We start from the raw sequence: 15,616 nt of genomic DNA, 5'->3' as shown, positions 1-15,616 counted from the left end.
CTCGGTGAAGTAATCCACCACACAATTGATTTTTAGTGACGGTTTGCGAGAGGGTTGAAACACCACATTCAAAGGCAAGCTGCTGGGTTTGTACTGCGGCAGCAAAATTTTGATTTTGCCTGTTCGCAGTTCGTCTCCATAGATCCAACTCGGGGAATAAATGATCCCCAACCCCTCCAGCAAGGCCTGCCGAATGGCCTCAGAGCTGTTGGATTGGAAATTGCTGTTGACTCGAATCACTCGGGGGCCGCCGCGCAAAGGGTGGAATGTCCATTCATTGAAGTTGTCTACGCCGGTGTAAAGCAGGCAATTGTGGTGGGCAAGCTCATCCAAGGTAGCAGGCTCCCCATGTTTGGCCAGATACTCTTGCGAGGCCATCACAGCCCTGCTCACCGTGCCGATTCGTCTGGCGATCAATCGACTGTCCTTCAGCTCCCCCACTCGGAAGGTCACATCAATGCCCGAAGCAATCAGGTCGACAAAGCGGTCGTCCAACTGAAGATCAATCCGGATTTTGGGATACCTGGCGTAAAACGCCGGTAACCTGGGCACGATGTGTAGGCGCGCAAAGGCCATTGGGGCCGCTACCCGAATCAAACCACTGACCTCGTGCTCGGCGCGGTGCACCTCCGACTTTGCTTCCTCCAGGGTTTCCAGAATTTGCCTGCAACGCTGAAAGTACAGGGCGCCGGCCTCGGTTAAGGCATGGCTGCGCGTGGAACGCACCAACAACATGGCCCCCACCTCGTTCTCTAGCGCCTGTATTTGTTTGCTAATCGCCGACTGTGTGGTGTGGTACTGCCGGGCCACCACCGAAAAGTTGCCACTTTCAACCACGCGCACAAAGGTTTCCATCCATCGCAGCCGGTCCACGAATCACCCCAATCTATTCCTGTTTGGAATAGATGATATCACCTCTCTTCCGTTGCCATACCCCCAAGGTTTTACGATAATCGAGCAGAACCAAAATAAGGAGTACCCAATGAATGCACCCAACGCTCACCGCAATGAACAAATTTTGAACACCGCAGATCTCGCTTTGTTTCAACCCGGAAAAATCGGCGGGATCGAGGTCAAAAACCGTGTGGTCATGGCGCCTTTGACCCGTTGCAGAGCCGACGAGGCCGCAGGTGACATCCCTGGAAGCCCCATGAATGTCTTGTACTACACCCAACGCGCCAATGCAGGCTTAATTATCAGCGAGGGCACGCAAGTGGCGCCGGGCGGCAAGGGTTACATGGCTACACCGGGCATTTATTCCGAGCAGCAGATCGAGGGTTGGAAGCCCATCACGCAAGCCGTTCATGCCGCAGGTTCTAAAATTGTTGCGCAAATTTGGCATGTGGGTCGAATCACCCACCCCAACCTCACAGGCGGCTTGGACCCCATCGCCCCATCGGCCATTGCACCAGGCGTGGTGGCCTACACCCATCAAGGCAAGGTTGATATTCCTGTGCCGCACGCCATGTCGGTTACAGAAATTCAGGACGTCATCGCTCAGTTCAGGCAAGGCGCTGCCAATGCCATGCGCGCTGGTTTTGACGGCGTCGAAATTCACGGTGCCAATGGCTATTTGATTGATCAGTTCTTGCGAGATGGCGCCAACCAACGCACAGACGCCTATGGTGGCACAGTTGAAAACCGTGCAAGGTTTGCCCTCGAGCTGGTGGACGCGGTGGTCGCTGAAATTGGCGCAGACAAAGTTGGCATTCGCCTCTCGCCGCTCACGCCATTTAACAACCTCAGCGATAGCAACCCACAGGCACTGTTCTCGTACCTGATCCAAGAATTGGACAAACGCAATATCGGCTTCATTCACATGATCGAGGGTGCAACGGGCGGCGATCGCAATGTGCCCGGCTTCGATTACCAAGCCGCGCGACGCAGTTTCAAGGGCAGCTGGATCGTCAACAACGGCTACACCCGCGAAATGGCCATTGAGGCTGTGCAAGAAAAACGGGCCGACGCCGTGTCGTTTGGGCGCTTGTATATTGCAAACCCAGACTTGGTGGAACGCCTAAAGCAAAACGCCCCCATGAACGAACCCGACCCCAACACATTCTATGTGCCGGGCGAAAAGGGCTACACCGACTACCCAACCCTCAGCAAGGCTTAAGCCATTGGGTTTATACCGAGGCAGTGGCGCCGTCTGAAATTGAAGTGGCGCCACATCCATGGCAGTATCGGGCAAACGCACTTTTGCGAGTGTTGCAAGTGGTGCAGCCAACATGCAGACCAATTCCACAATGCGGGCAAAAGTCCAGGCCTGCCGCCTTGGTGTCCACTTTGCGCTCACAGCCAGGACAAATGCCATTGGCCAACTGAGTCGAGGCCAAATCTGGATCCAGCGCCCTTCGCCTTTCCCACTCCGGCAACTGTTCTGAATGGCGCTTTTCGGCCAGGTAACGATTCATCGCACCCATGGCTTTGCTTCCCAACCATGCGGTTAAACCAATCGCCAGGGTGTAGTGCACGTACCCACCATAGCTTGGCAAATGGGGCAGTAATTCCACCATGAATACAAATACCGCAAACCCCACAAAGCCCCAAACCAGGGGCCAATGCCGACCATGCAGCTGGTGCTTGAATAGCCACGCCGCAGCCGCAAGCAAGGGCATACAAAACAAAAGCCGATACAAAAACACTCTCAATTCGGTGGCATTCACAGCCGATTGGTGTGCGCCTCGGGCACCTTTTTCCAGTTCGCGATATTTGTCTTGCGCGCGCCGCTTCGCCTGTTCGGCATCGAGCAACAGCTTTTGCTGCATTTCTACTTTGGCCAAAGCGAGGCGCTCCATGGCTTGAAGATTGGCCACAGCCTGGGTGCGTACCTGCATCTCCTTGTCCTGCTCCGGTTGCGACCCAGCCTGCCGGGCAGCCACCCAGGCCATAAACTGTTCTTTGGCCAAATCTGTATCGGCCTTGGCCACTTGATGACTCAGCTTGGCTTGCTCCAGCGTATCGGTGGCCTCCCTCACCTGCAACTCTGCCTTACGCATGTCATCTTTTACAGCCCTGAGGGCCAGGGGTTCAATAAAGGATTCCAATTCGGGCTGGGTTTCCACCTGCGGCAGGTCACCCATGATTGTGTTGGCCAGCCCCGTTAAAAATAAACCAAATAAAAAGGCCACTGCCCACAAACCACGTCTGTACCACTTTTCCGCATCCCGAAAGGACTTGCCCATCTCGTACCCCTTGATTGTTATTTTGCTTGTGCACTAACGCAGCCCATGCAGCCCAAGATGACCCAGACCCGCCCCCCCTAATGTGTTAGTGTCTAGGCCATTCGTTGACGCAATCACCACCGCCACGCTGTAACCCAATGACTCAAAGTAGCGAATTAAATGCCAACAGCTCGCTTGGTGCTTTAGAGGCAAAACTAAAGCCCATGTGGCTGCTTGCCCAAGAAGGCAACGAGCGAGCCTACAAAGAGGCCCTGGGCATGATTGCTCTTCGCTTGAGGCAGTTTTACGGCAGGCGGCTACAGGGCGCGCCTGAGGAGGTGGAAGATGTGGTGCAAGAAACCCTGATCACCTTGCATTTGCAACGGGCCACTTACGACAGCAGCTTGCCAGTGACCAGTTGGATACATGCAATTGCACGGCACAAATTGGTTGATGTTTGGAGGCGCCGCGGGCGCAAAGAATCTTTGCATAGCTCATTTGATGAACTTCACGAACAGGCGCAGCCTCTGGTTGAACCAGAATTTGGCACACGGCAGGACTTGATGACCTTGCTGGCTCTGCTTCCAGACTCACAAAGAGAGGCATTGATTTTGACAAAAATTGAAGGCCTATCCGTGGAAGAGGCAAGCTTGAAAACCGGCGCCTCGGTGTCTTCCATCAAGGTACAGGTCCACCGGGCACTCAAAAAGCTTTCCGCGCTGGTAGGAGATGGGGCATGAAAACCGACGAACTGATCCAAATGTTGAGCACGCGGGCTGGCCCAGCCGATCTACAATTGCCGCGCCGCCTTGTGGCAAGAACCATCCTCTTTACACTCTTGGCTGCCACGCTGCTATCCATCACCTTGATGGGCGGTGCATCCATAGAAAACATGTTGCAATCAGCTTTTTGGCTAAAGGTGGCCTATGCCGGGCTGCTGGCCGCACTCGCTTCGCATTTGTTTGTGAATGCAGGCAAGCCCGCTGTGCCGTTGACCCAAAACATAAAACGCTTGGCGAGTTTGGTGCTGCTCGCCATCGGCCTCGGGCTGGCGTATTGCCTGGCAGCCCCCCTTGGCGAGCGCCTGACCCTGATTACCGGACATTCGTGGTTGGCGTGCCCTTGGCTTATTGCTTTGGTATCTGCACCCGGCCTGGCAGCGAGCCTCATAGCAATGAGCGCCATGGCCCCCACTCAACCACGCATTGCGGGTTTTGCCTGCGGCATATTTGCCGGGGCGGTGAGTTCAGCCGGCTACGCAATCGCGTGTACCGAATCCTCACCCACGTTTGTAGCCCTGTGGTACTCCGCGGGAATTCTGTTGGTAGGCGTGATCGGTGCGCTGCTCGGGCCCCGGGTTCTGCGCTGGTAAAAACGAATTCACGCGGGAGGGTCCACCACGCCCAGCACCGAAGAATTGCAGCGATACCAACCGGCAATACTGTAGCGATCCACCGTGGAAGGTCGTACTTCGTGTGGAAACTCTTCACTGAGGAACACCACCAGCGTACCCGCAAGGGGCGGCACACGAACAAGTGCCTTGTCTGCATTGTCTGGCTCGTAAAGAATGAGCTCACCGCCAAACTCTTCCCGCCAATCCTGGTTTAAGTAGGTCACCACAGACAACACCCGATTGGCCTGCCCCTTAAAGGCATCGAGGTGTGTTTTATAAAAAGCGCCCGGGGCGTAGTGCGCAAAATGACTTTCAAACGAAAACAGCCCCAACAGCAAACGGCGATTCAGCTCTACTTGCAAGCTGGCTGCCCAGTCTAGCCACTGTTCTTTGGCGGGATCAGTGGGCTCTATCCAGGCAATGTGATCCCCTCGAATGGAGCGCTCCTGCCGATGCCCTCCCCCGCGCCCCACTCCTGCTGGCTTGAAGTCGCTCACGCCTTCACTCGTCATGCTTTGGCGTAGCGCAGCCACCATTGCCTCTGGCAGGGCCTTTTCTTGAATCGAATACCCGTACGCTCGCAAATCATTGGCAATTGCGATGGCCAGCGACTCAGATGGCGTTGTTTGATTGGGCAACATAAAAAATCGGGCGATCAACCAGCAAACAGATTAAGGTCGCTAGTGTATCGCCAACGGTGGAGTATGTGAGGTCTTTACTCGCGGACTACGCGTGACTCAGTAGCTGTCCGATCGCGCTAGACAGAGAAGCGGAATCAAATTTCTTGACGTAAATGTTCACACCGGCTTCTATACCGCGTCTGGCGTTCTCATCGGAAGTCAGAGACGAATACATAATGATGGGAATGTTCTTGAATCGCGGATCATTTTTCAGCTTTCGGGTCAAGGTGCAACCGTCCATCACGGGCATCTCTTCATCAACCAACACCAGGGACACCTTGCTATTCAATTCACCCGCCGGTGCGCCCTCAGCATCGCCCGCCAAAGCCAACAGCTTTTGCTCTGCTTCCACGCCGTTGACTGCGTGGGAGTGCTGCAAACCCAGACCGTCCAACACCTCAGAGATCTTTCGTCTGGCCACCACAGAGTCATCCACAAAAAACACTGGCGCTGCGTGTCCCAAGTCTGGAGTTTTTGCAATCACAGGCTCATCGGCCGCAGAATCAGGCAGCACCCTGTGGCAGACGCTCTCAATGTCCACCAAAGAGACCAAACCGCCCTCTTTCAACATCACCACGCCAAACACGCAACCCTGTTCAGCATCATAACGCTGGGGTGGGTTTACATCAGACCAGGGCACTCGAATAATTTTGTCGACATCGGCCACCGCAAACGCGACAGATCTGGAAGCAAATTCGGAAATAATCAATTTGGAATCAGCTCGACCATCGCCCATGCCAATCGCTGTTCCCAAAGACACCACAGGAATCACTTGGCCACGCAAGGAAATAACCCCACTCATGGCACCTTGCTGACCAGGAATTTGGGTCACTGGTAACATTTCAGTCACCTCTCGGATCTTGAACACATTCAGACCGAACACCTCCGACCCGCCAAGCGAGAACAGAAGAATTTCAATCATTTCGGTGGTCGAAGACGACGGATCTTTGGCGGACAAGTTGTGCATGGCGCATGATGTGACAATTGCTGTTACTCAATTGTCGCCCATCGCAAGCTAGGCCATATCCTTAAGAAGGGGGCATCAGGGGCTCTATTTCAAGCCTTTTAAATCTTCAATTGCGAAGAAATTTGATCGATCACGTCCAACACCACCCCAACGGGCGAAGATGCTGTGGTTGATACCGGGGGAGAGAATTCCCCCAGGAAGGCGTCACTGCTGGGTTCGTTTTCAAAATCTTGGGGTAGATTTTCTCCCTCTGCCGAGGCATTTTCTGCGCTTTGCTCAAGCAATTCAAGCAGACCATTCCCCAAACCGGCAAGCAACTCCACAGGCGCATCGAGCAAGGTGGACGCACCAGACTCAGCAGGCAGCACTGCCCCAAGGCTTGACAACAAAGAGCCATCAAAGTCGGTGTGCAAAATTTCCGCAGAACCCTGCAACTGTGAAGCGTCTGTGTCTACGGTAGAGGCGCCCTGCAAGTCGGTGGTGTACGCGGAGCTTAAGTCAGTCAAGTGCAGTCTGGATGTCGAATCCTCGCCCCCAGAAGGAGGATCAAATGGCCGCAGAGCCGGGTGATCAGCGCTAGACCCTGGCACACCGGCTCGATCGCTTTCAAATAACTCAGGTGCCACACTGGCTTGCTGAACCCACGAAGCCGATGAGCCAGCCCCTATCAAACCCACCTCGCGGTAAGCATGCGAGCTCGCACCGCCGAGAAGGGCGAGTGCGAAAGTAGACTGATCGGCATCCCGTATGCCTTGGGTGACTGAATTGCTCATGGGTGGTCAATGTTCTCCTGGGCGTATTACACCAAACTCACATCCATCGCTCAATCAGCAAAGTGATATCTTTTTATGTGGCCATGTCGGTAAAACACAAGTTTTACAAATTTTCGACTGCCACATAAAACCACTCCTGCCCGGCTTGGGACGTGGTGTTTGGAAACACGATAAACCCATCCCGAGGTGCGCGCACCTCATCCCCGTTGTGCCGGATGCCCACCAGCTCGCCTCGTCGAATTCGATCAAAACTGGACCACGCCCTGACAAAAGAATCTTCAGCATGCCGTTTGTCGATGACCTCCACCAAGCTCAGGTGCTGGTACTGGCGCACAGGTTCGGGCTCCTCTCCTTCAATCAAACCCAAATGTAATAATGCTTTATCAATGGCTTGGTAGGCCACAGCCGGTCCGTTGGGGTCGTCATGCTGACCGCATTCTAGCGTGACCGCATAACCGCCGCCCGCTCGCATGCACTCTGTGGTGCCCATGCCATACCTGGGGTCAGTGTTCAAGCCGTCGCTGGGTTGGCCGGTCTCTTTCAGATATGCAACCCTGTTGGCCACCCCCTTGGCATAGGTGTCCAACCAGCCGTCCACAAAACGATTGACCCCCAATCGAAACGCCAAGGCGCGCTCGGGGTGCTCGTGAGCAAAAGCCTCCAGCAGGCCATCGTTGTTTTTGGGGCCAAACAGAGCAAAAGGCACATCGCCTTTTTGGAAGCTGTGAATATCCAGCAAAACGTCATGCTGCGCCAGCAAAGGGCATAGCCAGTTGGCCACATGATCTTCAAAATCTTGCGGCGTCGCCGTCGGGGTCAAATTTCGGTTTAAATTTCGATCGCCATTGCGCTGCCCGCGATTGTAGGCCAGTGGATTGGTCACGGGCACAAAAGTCACAGAGCCTGCCTTCAAAACGCGCTCACCCGTCTCAAACTCACCGATCATTTTAAGAATCGCCTGGGTACCCGACACCTCGTTGCCGTGCACGGCCCCCAGAACAATCAGCTTAGGGCCGGGCTTTAGAGCACAGAAAGAAACAGACTTAAATTGAAGCGCCAGCGGCTTGGCTGGCAAGGGTGGAAACAGCATGGCGAGCAAAAAATTACATTGAATGACTGCAGGTTACCACAAAGAAAAAGGGCAGCTTGCGCTGCCCTCCTTCAAGGCCGTTTATCTAATCGCCAAAGTAACTCAGCGCTTAGGTACCGGTTTCTACCGTTTCACCGAAGCGCTTTTTGATAGCGCCGTAGGCGATCAAGCGAACCAGCGCCGGGATCAAAATCACCGCTCCAACCATGTTCCACAAGAACATGAAGGCCAGCAACATTCCCATGTCTGCTTGGAACTTGATGGCAGAAAAGGCCCAGGTGAACACACCCAAAGCCAGCGTTACAGCGGTTAAGGCCACCGCAACACCGGTTGAACGCAGGGTTTCAAAGTAAGCACTCTTGAAGTTGAGCCCCTTGGCCAAGAAGCTTTCCAAACGGTTGTAGATGTAAATACCGTAGTCCACACCAATGCCCACGCCCAAGGCGATCACAGGCAACGTGGCCACCTTGATACCGAGGTCCATCTGTACCATGATCACGCGACAAAGCACCTCAGTAATAAACAAGGGGATCATAATAGAGAGCATCACGCGGAAGCTCTTGAACTCCCACCACACCAAGGCACCCACAATGCCATACACCAACAACAACATGGTTTTTTGAGCCTGCTCAACCACAATGTTGGTGGCAGCTTCGATACCACTGTTACCTGCCGCCAAAATAAATTTGGCATCGTCAGTGTTGTTTTCTTCTGCAAAGGCCTGCACCTTGGCAACGACTCGCTCCAGTGTTTCGGCTTTGTGATCAGACAGGAACAGAATCACAGGTGTCATCGAACACTCTGCGTTGTAAAGCGATGTTGGAATGTTCTTGTGCGCACCGTTGGCAATGAAGCGGTCGCGAGAAATCGCCAACCACTTGGGGTTACCACCGTTGAAGCCCGCAATGATGTTCTTCATCACAGTGAACAAAGACACGGTGCCTTCCACGCCTTCGACGTTCTCCATTTCCCACTGGAAGCGGTCCACTGCAGAGGCAACTGGGTAGGCACCACACTCGCCTGCCGGTGTTTCGACCATCACCACAAACACATCCGAACTGGTGGAATAGTTCTGCACCAAGAACTTCACATCCTGGTTGTATCTGGAGTCCGGTCGAAGCTCAGGCGCGCCCGGGTCCAAGTCACCAATCTTGATGTCCGAGGAAATCACCAAACCCGCTGTCAAAATCGCAGCGGCGCCCAAGGTGACCACACCAGCAACTTTCTTCTCCGTTAGGCGCGACAAGGCATGAGAAACAGTGTGCTTACTGGCCTCTTGTTTGGCCACCTGGCGCAAACCAGCTGGCGTTACATCGGTGTAGCTCATCAACACCGGCAACAAGAACATCTTCGTGAAAATAATCACGGCCACACCGATGGATGCGCTAATCGCTAATTCGCGAATTACACCAATCTCAATCACCAACAGCGTAGAGAAGCCCACCGCGTCGGCCAACAAAGCCACTGAACCTGGAATAAACAACAGGTGAAATGTGGCCTTGGACGCAGCAATTTTGTCAGCCCCGTGAAAACGCTCCGAGGCCATGGTACGCACGTTCTGGATCGCATGGCTCACCCCGATCGCAAAGGTCAGGAAGGGCACCAAAATGGAATATGGATCCAAACCAAAACCAAGCAAGCTGACCGAACCCAAGTGCCAAATCACAGCCAAGGAACAGCAGAAAATAGTCGCGGCTGTACTCTTCCAACAACGCGAGTACCACAACAACAAAGCCACGGTCAGAAAGAAAGTGATTGCAAAAAAACCGGCAATCGCTTTGGCACCATCAATCAAGTCACCCACCACCTTGGCAAAGCCGGTGATGTGACTCGAGATGTTTTCGTCCTGATACTTGTCGCGAACCACCTGCTCGATCCGCTCTGACAATTTACCGTAACTCAGTTTCTCGCCTGTGTCAGGGTCAATTTCCAGCAAAGGAGCAAGAATGATTGCGGAGCGCTCATCGTTGGCGACCAAAGAGCCAATTCGCCCAGAGCGCTCCACGTTGGCGCGCACCTGTTCAATTTGCTCGGGGGTGCCTGAAAAGCCTTGCCCGATCACCGGCCCCATGCGCAGACCCTCTTCGGTCACTTGCCGCCACATCACGTTGGGGGTCCAGATCGAGCTCAAATTACCGCGATCCACCCCGGGGATGTAAAACACCTCATCGGTGATTTGGCGCAACTTCTCCAAAAACTCCGCTTCGTAAATTGTGCCGTTTTTATTTCGCACCGCAATCCGCAGCACGTTACCCAAAGGGCGAAGTTCGTTCTCGTAATTCAGGTAGTTCGCAATGAAGGGGTGTGTCACAGGCACCATCTTCTGGAACGACGCATCTGGCCTCAGCTGGACCGCGTGGTACAGAAAAAACACCGACAGAACAGCAAAAACCGCAATCACCAGCTTGCGGTGCCCAAAAAGAAGCGCTTCAAAAAACCGCTCCACCTTGCCCAATTCTTCTTGATTACTCATATTCGTGTTGTCCATTTAGCGTGGCACATTCACGACCCGTGGGCCGCCCTGAGCGCTGTATACAAAGGTATCGCCAACTTGAGCCATGCCGGTCACCGGCTTGCCCTCGTCTTTTAAAACCATGGTCAGTGCGGTACCAGACTCATCGGTTGCCACCAAGCGGCCCTTCTGGTCAACAAACATCACCTTGTTGCCCACATTCAAACCCTGCACCAAGCTTTCTTTGGTAGGGCTCTTCAACTGCCACCAGGCGCTGGCGTTGGGCCCAAGGCGATACACATTGCCACCAAAGCCGTAGGCAAAAATGGTGGGCTCGCCAGCGGCGTTTCGCGTAACAGCCGTGCCATAAAAGTGACCAATGTAACCGGTGTCCATGCGCTCCCAGGTTTGCGCAAAATCCGTGGATTTATAAACCCGACCGGCTTCACCAGCAATCAACATCAAGCCAGTGGAATCACCGTACAAACCGTTGTAATGGCGAAAATCCGGGTTGTTCAACCGATCAGCAACCAAGGTCCAATTGGCACCACCATCCGTGGTCTCAAAAATTTGCCCATAACTGCCGACCACCCATCCGGTGTTCTCATCTTTAAACCACACGTCCAACATGGGGCGTGATGGACCAAAGCGAGCGCCTGCCTCGGCATCCTCAAACGCGAACGTTGCAGCCTCTAAGGCTTCACTCATTGCATCCTGTTCTGCGGGGCTGGCTGCGTCGTACTTGGCCTGAAAAGCCTCCATTTTTTTCTTGGCGGCAGCCACCACTTGCTCATTGGCCTTGTGGCCATCAAACACACGGCTCCACGTTAGGCCAGCGTCGGTAGACTTCAACACAACTCCATCGTGCCCTACCACGTACGCCACCGAGGGAGACGCAAATACTGCGCTGGTGAGGTTCACCGAAGTAGGCACCTGCGCCTGGGTCCACACACGGCCATCCGCGTCTTTAACGCCCGTGGCGGGATCAGCCGCAGCCATGTCCTTTTTCAGAACAATGCCGCGTTCACCAACCACCAACACATTCGACTCGTGGGAAGTCACGTTCAACATCAAAGCCTTCGCGGCTTTGGGAGCCATCATTGCAGGCAAATCAAGAGGATCTTTAAAGCCCCAGGCCGAAGGCAAAACGGCCAGGGTGAGCAGCGCGCAAGCTGCCTTCATCGCCATAAGTGGCTTGGTCATGCCACGTCTCCAATTTTAAAAAAGCCCAGAGGATGCTAGATGCCTCTGGGCCTAGGATTTCAACATGACGTGTCAATAGAGGACACGTCAGGGAATTAGCGTCCCATGCGACGCAAAGCAGCCGTAGAGAAGTCAGCAGTGGTGTACTTCTTGCCAAATTCCATGGGCTTTTCTTCGTTGGTCAGGGCGTTCACAAGGTAGCGACGAGCTTGCAGGTCGTACATCACCTCACCGGCGGGGCCAAATGTTGGTGCATCGTACAACTGAACACCAAACACTTCACGCACGCGCCACAAACCACCACGCGCGTCGTACTGGTCGGCATGCAACACAGACCATGAATCTTCATCGATGAAGAACACTCGCTTGGAATAGATGTGACGTGCGCCTGGTTTCAGGGTCGCCTCAACCACCCACACACGGTGCAGCTCGTAACGCACCAAATCTTGATTCACGTGATTGGTCTTGATGATGTCCGAGTACTTCAGATCCTTGCTTGTCAGCTTGTAGTTGTTGTATGCAACGTACATCTCCTTTTTACCAACCAGCTTCCAGTTGTAACGGTCGGGAGAGCCGTTAAAACCGTTAAAGTCGTCGTTGGTACGCAAACCGTCAGCACCAATACCAGGGGAGTCATAGGCCAACTCAGGCGCACGGATCACTCGGCGTTGACCTGGGTTGTACTGCCACGCAAGGCGGGGCTCTTTCACCTGGTCCAAAGGCTCATGCACCAGCGCGACCTCGCCCGCAGCGTTGGCTGGAGCGGTGGTTTGGTTCATGTAATAGAAAATCCGGTTAGGTTCCGGGTCATCCATATAAGCCGCAAACGAAATCGTTTCAGTACGCTTACCCACGGTAAACGATCCGTTGGTTTGCACTGGGAAGTCAGCAGAGTGACGTGTGATTGAACCGCCCAGGTCGCGCATGATGTGATTCCAAATCACCTGCACGCCTTCTGTTGGAATCGGGAAAGGCACGTTCGACTTCTTCAAGTTCAAGATACCATTGCCACCCTCGGCCAGCTTGATGCCAGGCGCCTCTTCTTTTGCAAACTTGTAAACATCTGGGCGGTAAGCAGCGGTGCGATGTGTTGGGTACACATTCATTTTGTATGTTGGGTAACGCTTCAACATTTCCATCTGGCCTGGGGCAAGCTTGTCTTTGTGCTGCTCCATATTGGCCGCTGTGATCGTCACAATCGGCTTGTCCGACGCAAAGGGGTCCAAGTAGCCTTTGTTGGGATCAAAACCTGCGGGAGGCTTGCTGATACCGCCTTTCCACTCAGGGATGGTGCCAGCGGCGTTGCCCGCTTTTTCTGCACCGATGGGTGTCAGGGTGGTCCCCAACTTGGAAAAATCATTGGCCAGTGCCGGGGTGCTAGCACCCATTACAGCCAGTGCCATTACCACGGGTTTAAACATTCTCAGTCTCATGCGAATAGTCTCCTTGAATCACAAATACATCCCGCCCCTTTGCTCTTGTTCTGGTCCGTTTACAGGTTGGCTCCCAACACCAAAGACAAGAAGTCCCTGTCTTTAAACGGATCAAAGTAGGCTTTGTCGTTGAAAATACTGTAGTTCATTTCGGCGAAATAACGAGCCGATTGAATTTCAGCGCGCAGCCCCACACCAAGATTCATACGATCTTCCAAAAACACACCGTCAGCTGAATAGCCTTTCACGTCGTGAGAGAAGAACAGACGCGGTGCCAATGTAATGCCATATAAAGCGTCTGGGTACTGCGCTACCGAAAGAATACGATACCCGAAAGCCGTCTCTGTTGCATACCCATCTACAACGCAGTTGCGTGGATTTGGGTTCACACCGCGATTGCAATCACCGTTGTTGTAGGTTGCGTGAGCGCCTGCACCAAACGCTGGGGAACGGCCAAATCGCTCACTGGTGAACGGATCACCAATGCCGCGCCACATTTGCGCACCCACCTCAGCAATTACTGCCACCTGGCTGGCCCACAAACGGCGAGGGAACAACGCGATGGTCGACACCTGCGCTTGTACCTTGTCCAAAGGCTTGGCACCAGGAAGAATGGACCCCTCGGGGAATTGCGTGTTGTCACCGTAACGGGCCAATGGACCATCACCAGTCGCACCACCCTTCAACAGGTCGGCCGTGTTGTAAGCCGCAGGGAAGTCTTTGGTGTAACTCACCTCGCCAAACACAGAGAAGCCAAACAGCTCGGTCGCAGCAGACACACCGGCCACCTGAATGTTTTCAGCGCCGTAATCGAAGAAGTAGGACAGGGGGTTAACCACGCTTTGGCCACCCGCCTCCAAACCGTTGAAAATCGAACCCTCATAATTCGATGGGGTTTTACGCAACGACAGGTTAGGAATGCGCTGATGATAGTTCACCACGTAAGCGCCAAACTCCGTGCCAATTTCGCCAGCGTAGTAACGCGCAGCCAACCCAACCTGACCTGTATCTGGCGCCCGTCGATCTGCCAACTGAGCCATCCGGAAGTTCAAATTACCCAAATCACTGGGCAAACCGGTCAGCCCCGCCAACACACCAGCCAAGCCGCTCGCCCCGCCCACAGTTGAGGTGTTGAACGGGCTACCGTTCACTCGAACGGTGCCTCCACCCTCAAAGCTTTGGCGGTCGTTGTAACCGGTGAAGTCGATTTCGTTGGGCCCAACGGTCAATACACCTGGGTTAATCGGCGCGCCTTGGAAATTACAGTTCAACAGGTCGGCTGCCGAGAAGAAGGTGCCACAACCATCCACCACCACCTTCTCGTGGTTCAACTGCACAAACGACTCAATCGACAAGGCGTCAGTGGCTTGCAAGTTGGCGTACAACTGCGGGATTGGCAAAAATACTTCTTTCAGTTGCGCACCTGGGCGGCGAAGAGCAGCCGAGTCAAAGTTGGAGTACTGGTTTACACCACCCAACACAAACAGGGCCTCGCCCCATGTCACCACCTGGTTGCCGGCCTTAACAGTGAAAGGGCGCCCCAGCGGCTCAAAGTTGGCAAACGCATACGCATCCAAAAACTGTGCATCTTCAAACTTGGAGCCCTTATCAAAACCATCGTCATTCAATGGCTCATTGGGTCTGAATCCATTGTTGGCCGAACCATGAGGAACCCGGTTACTACGGTTATGAAAATCAGAGTAAGCCTTGGCGCGTACAAATATGCCCGCGTTGTCTTTGCGCAGCTCCAGTTCACCGACCGCTTTGGCCGCAGAACTAAACACGTCGCCCTTGCTGTAGTTGAGGTTACCGTCGTCCACGGTTCCGCTAGAAGCCTCGCCGCCGTTTCCGATAAATATCAATGACTTATCAGCATCCCTCATTCGCATAGAAGCACCCACAGTCACTTCCATCGCCCAACGGCCTTCGATGCCAGCGGGCCCTTCAAAAGAACCGGCGGACCAAGCGGGAACCGTAAGGCTACTCAGAGCCAGCGCAACAGAAATGGATACAACGGACGGAATGGGACGGTGTTTGATCACCATGAAAAGTCTCCTCAGGGCCTTCTAGGCCTCTTGAACGAATCGCTTGAGCGGATTCAACGATATTATCAATAACCCCTAGTACTAAAGCGGGCGAGCAACAGATTCATAAATCGCACATTACCCACAACAAATAGAAAAGCGCTTGCAAAAAACAATGTAACTTGTGAGTAATTTCTGGACCAAACCCGTATAAATGCAGGTTGAACAAGAATCCGATTGCGTTACTCCAAGCCTAGCAAGACACTGCATTACTTGCTGATAAATAAAATATCGAATTCATGAAACATATTACGCCCTCACACTATCCACTGATTGAGCGCGCAATTCAATGGGTAGTTGAACAACAACTGCAAATTTATCGGGGGAGCCGCACGCGGCAACCTCCGCTCGAAGAGCTGGCCCAGCATTTCGATGTA

Annotated in this window: 13 protein-coding genes; 3 read left to right on the top strand and 10 right to left on the bottom strand. The window is 53.7% G+C overall.

Annotation, left to right across the window (positions count from 1 at the left end; translation table 11 throughout):
* Window positions 1-873 (bottom strand): LysR family transcriptional regulator (locus ACEQU8_RS09815; protein ID WP_370263260.1); only part of this gene is annotated, 873 nt, incomplete at its 3' end.
* A 109-nt stretch (window positions 874-982) separates the two neighbouring features.
* Between ACEQU8_RS09815 and ACEQU8_RS09810 the strand changes: the two genes are divergently transcribed.
* The gene (locus ACEQU8_RS09810; protein ID WP_370263258.1) at window positions 983-2,116 is read left to right on the top strand and encodes an alkene reductase; all 1,134 of its coding nucleotides are present in this window, start codon (window positions 983-985) and stop codon (window positions 2,114-2,116) included.
* 10 nt (window positions 2,117-2,126) lie between these two features.
* Here ACEQU8_RS09810 and ACEQU8_RS09805 read toward each other — a convergent pair whose 3' ends face one another.
* Window positions 2,127-3,185, bottom strand: a complete 1,059-nt coding sequence (locus tag ACEQU8_RS09805; protein ID WP_370263257.1) for a serine endopeptidase — start codon at window positions 3,183-3,185, stop codon at window positions 2,127-2,129.
* A gap of 137 nt (window positions 3,186-3,322) precedes the next feature.
* On the opposite strand from ACEQU8_RS09805, the gene ACEQU8_RS09800 reads away from it, so the two are divergent.
* Window positions 3,323-3,904, top strand: a complete 582-nt coding sequence (locus ACEQU8_RS09800; RefSeq protein ID WP_370263256.1) for a sigma-70 family RNA polymerase sigma factor — start codon at window positions 3,323-3,325, stop codon at window positions 3,902-3,904.
* Entirely contained in the window at window positions 3,901-4,536 is a 636-nt protein-coding gene (locus ACEQU8_RS09795) for an NrsF family protein (RefSeq protein WP_370263254.1), read from the top strand. The genes ACEQU8_RS09800 and ACEQU8_RS09795 overlap by 4 nt, the downstream gene beginning before the upstream one ends.
* Window positions 4,537-4,544: 8 nt before the next feature.
* On the opposite strand, the gene ACEQU8_RS09790 is transcribed toward ACEQU8_RS09795, so the two are convergent.
* From ACEQU8_RS09790 to ACEQU8_RS09755, 8 genes are all read right to left on the bottom strand, one after another.
* Window positions 4,545-5,198: a 2OG-Fe(II) oxygenase gene (locus ACEQU8_RS09790; RefSeq protein WP_370263253.1), complete on the bottom strand. Its 654-nt coding sequence runs from the start codon at window positions 5,196-5,198 to the stop codon at window positions 4,545-4,547.
* Window positions 5,199-5,283: 85 nt separating this feature from the next.
* On the bottom strand, window positions 5,284-6,204 hold the full coding sequence (locus ACEQU8_RS09785; protein ID WP_370263252.1) for a chemotaxis protein: 921 nt from the start codon (window positions 6,202-6,204) through the stop codon (window positions 5,284-5,286).
* Window positions 6,205-6,302: 98 nt separating this feature from the next.
* Window positions 6,303-6,977, bottom strand: coding sequence for a hypothetical protein (locus tag ACEQU8_RS09780; RefSeq protein ID WP_370263251.1), 675 nt, complete (start codon window positions 6,975-6,977; stop codon window positions 6,303-6,305).
* Between the two features lie 103 nt (window positions 6,978-7,080).
* Window positions 7,081-8,067: a succinylglutamate desuccinylase/aspartoacylase family protein gene (locus ACEQU8_RS09775; protein ID WP_370263249.1), complete on the bottom strand. Its 987-nt coding sequence runs from the start codon at window positions 8,065-8,067 to the stop codon at window positions 7,081-7,083.
* A gap of 109 nt (window positions 8,068-8,176) precedes the next feature.
* A complete protein-coding gene (locus ACEQU8_RS09770) occupies window positions 8,177-10,540 on the bottom strand; it encodes an RND family transporter (protein ID WP_370263248.1) in 2,364 nt (787 codons plus the stop codon).
* Window positions 10,541-10,555: 15 nt separating this feature from the next.
* Window positions 10,556-11,722 (bottom strand): WD40/YVTN/BNR-like repeat-containing protein, encoded by a 1,167-nt coding sequence (locus ACEQU8_RS09765; RefSeq protein ID WP_370263246.1) that lies wholly within the window; start codon window positions 11,720-11,722, stop codon window positions 10,556-10,558.
* A 95-nt stretch (window positions 11,723-11,817) separates the two neighbouring features.
* Window positions 11,818-13,155 carry a DUF1329 domain-containing protein gene (locus tag ACEQU8_RS09760; protein ID WP_370263245.1) on the bottom strand — a complete coding sequence of 446 codons (1,338 nt, stop codon included), beginning with the start codon at window positions 13,153-13,155 and terminating at the stop codon, window positions 11,818-11,820.
* A 59-nt stretch (window positions 13,156-13,214) separates the two neighbouring features.
* Window positions 13,215-15,200: a DUF1302 domain-containing protein gene (locus ACEQU8_RS09755; RefSeq protein WP_370263244.1), complete on the bottom strand. Its 1,986-nt coding sequence runs from the start codon at window positions 15,198-15,200 to the stop codon at window positions 13,215-13,217.
* Window positions 15,201-15,616 lie beyond the last annotated feature (416 nt).

Origin of the sequence: Limnobacter sp. (assembly GCF_964228395.1) — a bacterium.
GTDB lineage: Bacteria > Pseudomonadota > Gammaproteobacteria > Burkholderiales > Burkholderiaceae_B > Limnobacter.
This window is presented reverse-complemented; position numbering and strand designations above follow the sequence as displayed.

What these genes read in the sequence shown, in the direction of transcription:
- ACEQU8_RS09770 (WP_370263248.1), bottom strand. Translation starts at nt 10,540, where the DNA reads ATGAGTAATCAAGAAGAATTGGGCAAGGTGGAGCGGTTTTTTGAAGCG.
- ACEQU8_RS09755 (WP_370263244.1), bottom strand. Translation starts at nt 15,200, where the DNA reads ATGGTGATCAAACACCGTCCCATTCCGTCCGTTGTATCCATTTCTGTT.
- ACEQU8_RS09790 (WP_370263253.1), bottom strand. Translation starts at nt 5,198, where the DNA reads ATGTTGCCCAATCAAACAACGCCATCTGAGTCGCTGGCCATCGCAATT.
- ACEQU8_RS09785 (WP_370263252.1), bottom strand. Translation starts at nt 6,204, where the DNA reads ATGCACAACTTGTCCGCCAAAGATCCGTCGTCTTCGACCACCGAAATG.
- ACEQU8_RS09800 (WP_370263256.1), top strand. Translation starts at nt 3,323, where the DNA reads ATGACTCAAAGTAGCGAATTAAATGCCAACAGCTCGCTTGGTGCTTTA.
- ACEQU8_RS09795 (WP_370263254.1), top strand. Translation starts at nt 3,901, where the DNA reads ATGAAAACCGACGAACTGATCCAAATGTTGAGCACGCGGGCTGGCCCA.
- ACEQU8_RS09760 (WP_370263245.1), bottom strand. Translation starts at nt 13,155, where the DNA reads ATGAGACTGAGAATGTTTAAACCCGTGGTAATGGCACTGGCTGTAATG.
- ACEQU8_RS09810 (WP_370263258.1), top strand. Translation starts at nt 983, where the DNA reads ATGAATGCACCCAACGCTCACCGCAATGAACAAATTTTGAACACCGCA.
- ACEQU8_RS09775 (WP_370263249.1), bottom strand. Translation starts at nt 8,067, where the DNA reads ATGCTGTTTCCACCCTTGCCAGCCAAGCCGCTGGCGCTTCAATTTAAG.
- ACEQU8_RS09765 (WP_370263246.1), bottom strand. Translation starts at nt 11,722, where the DNA reads ATGACCAAGCCACTTATGGCGATGAAGGCAGCTTGCGCGCTGCTCACC.
- ACEQU8_RS09780 (WP_370263251.1), bottom strand. Translation starts at nt 6,977, where the DNA reads ATGAGCAATTCAGTCACCCAAGGCATACGGGATGCCGATCAGTCTACT.
- ACEQU8_RS09805 (WP_370263257.1), bottom strand. Translation starts at nt 3,185, where the DNA reads ATGGGCAAGTCCTTTCGGGATGCGGAAAAGTGGTACAGACGTGGTTTG.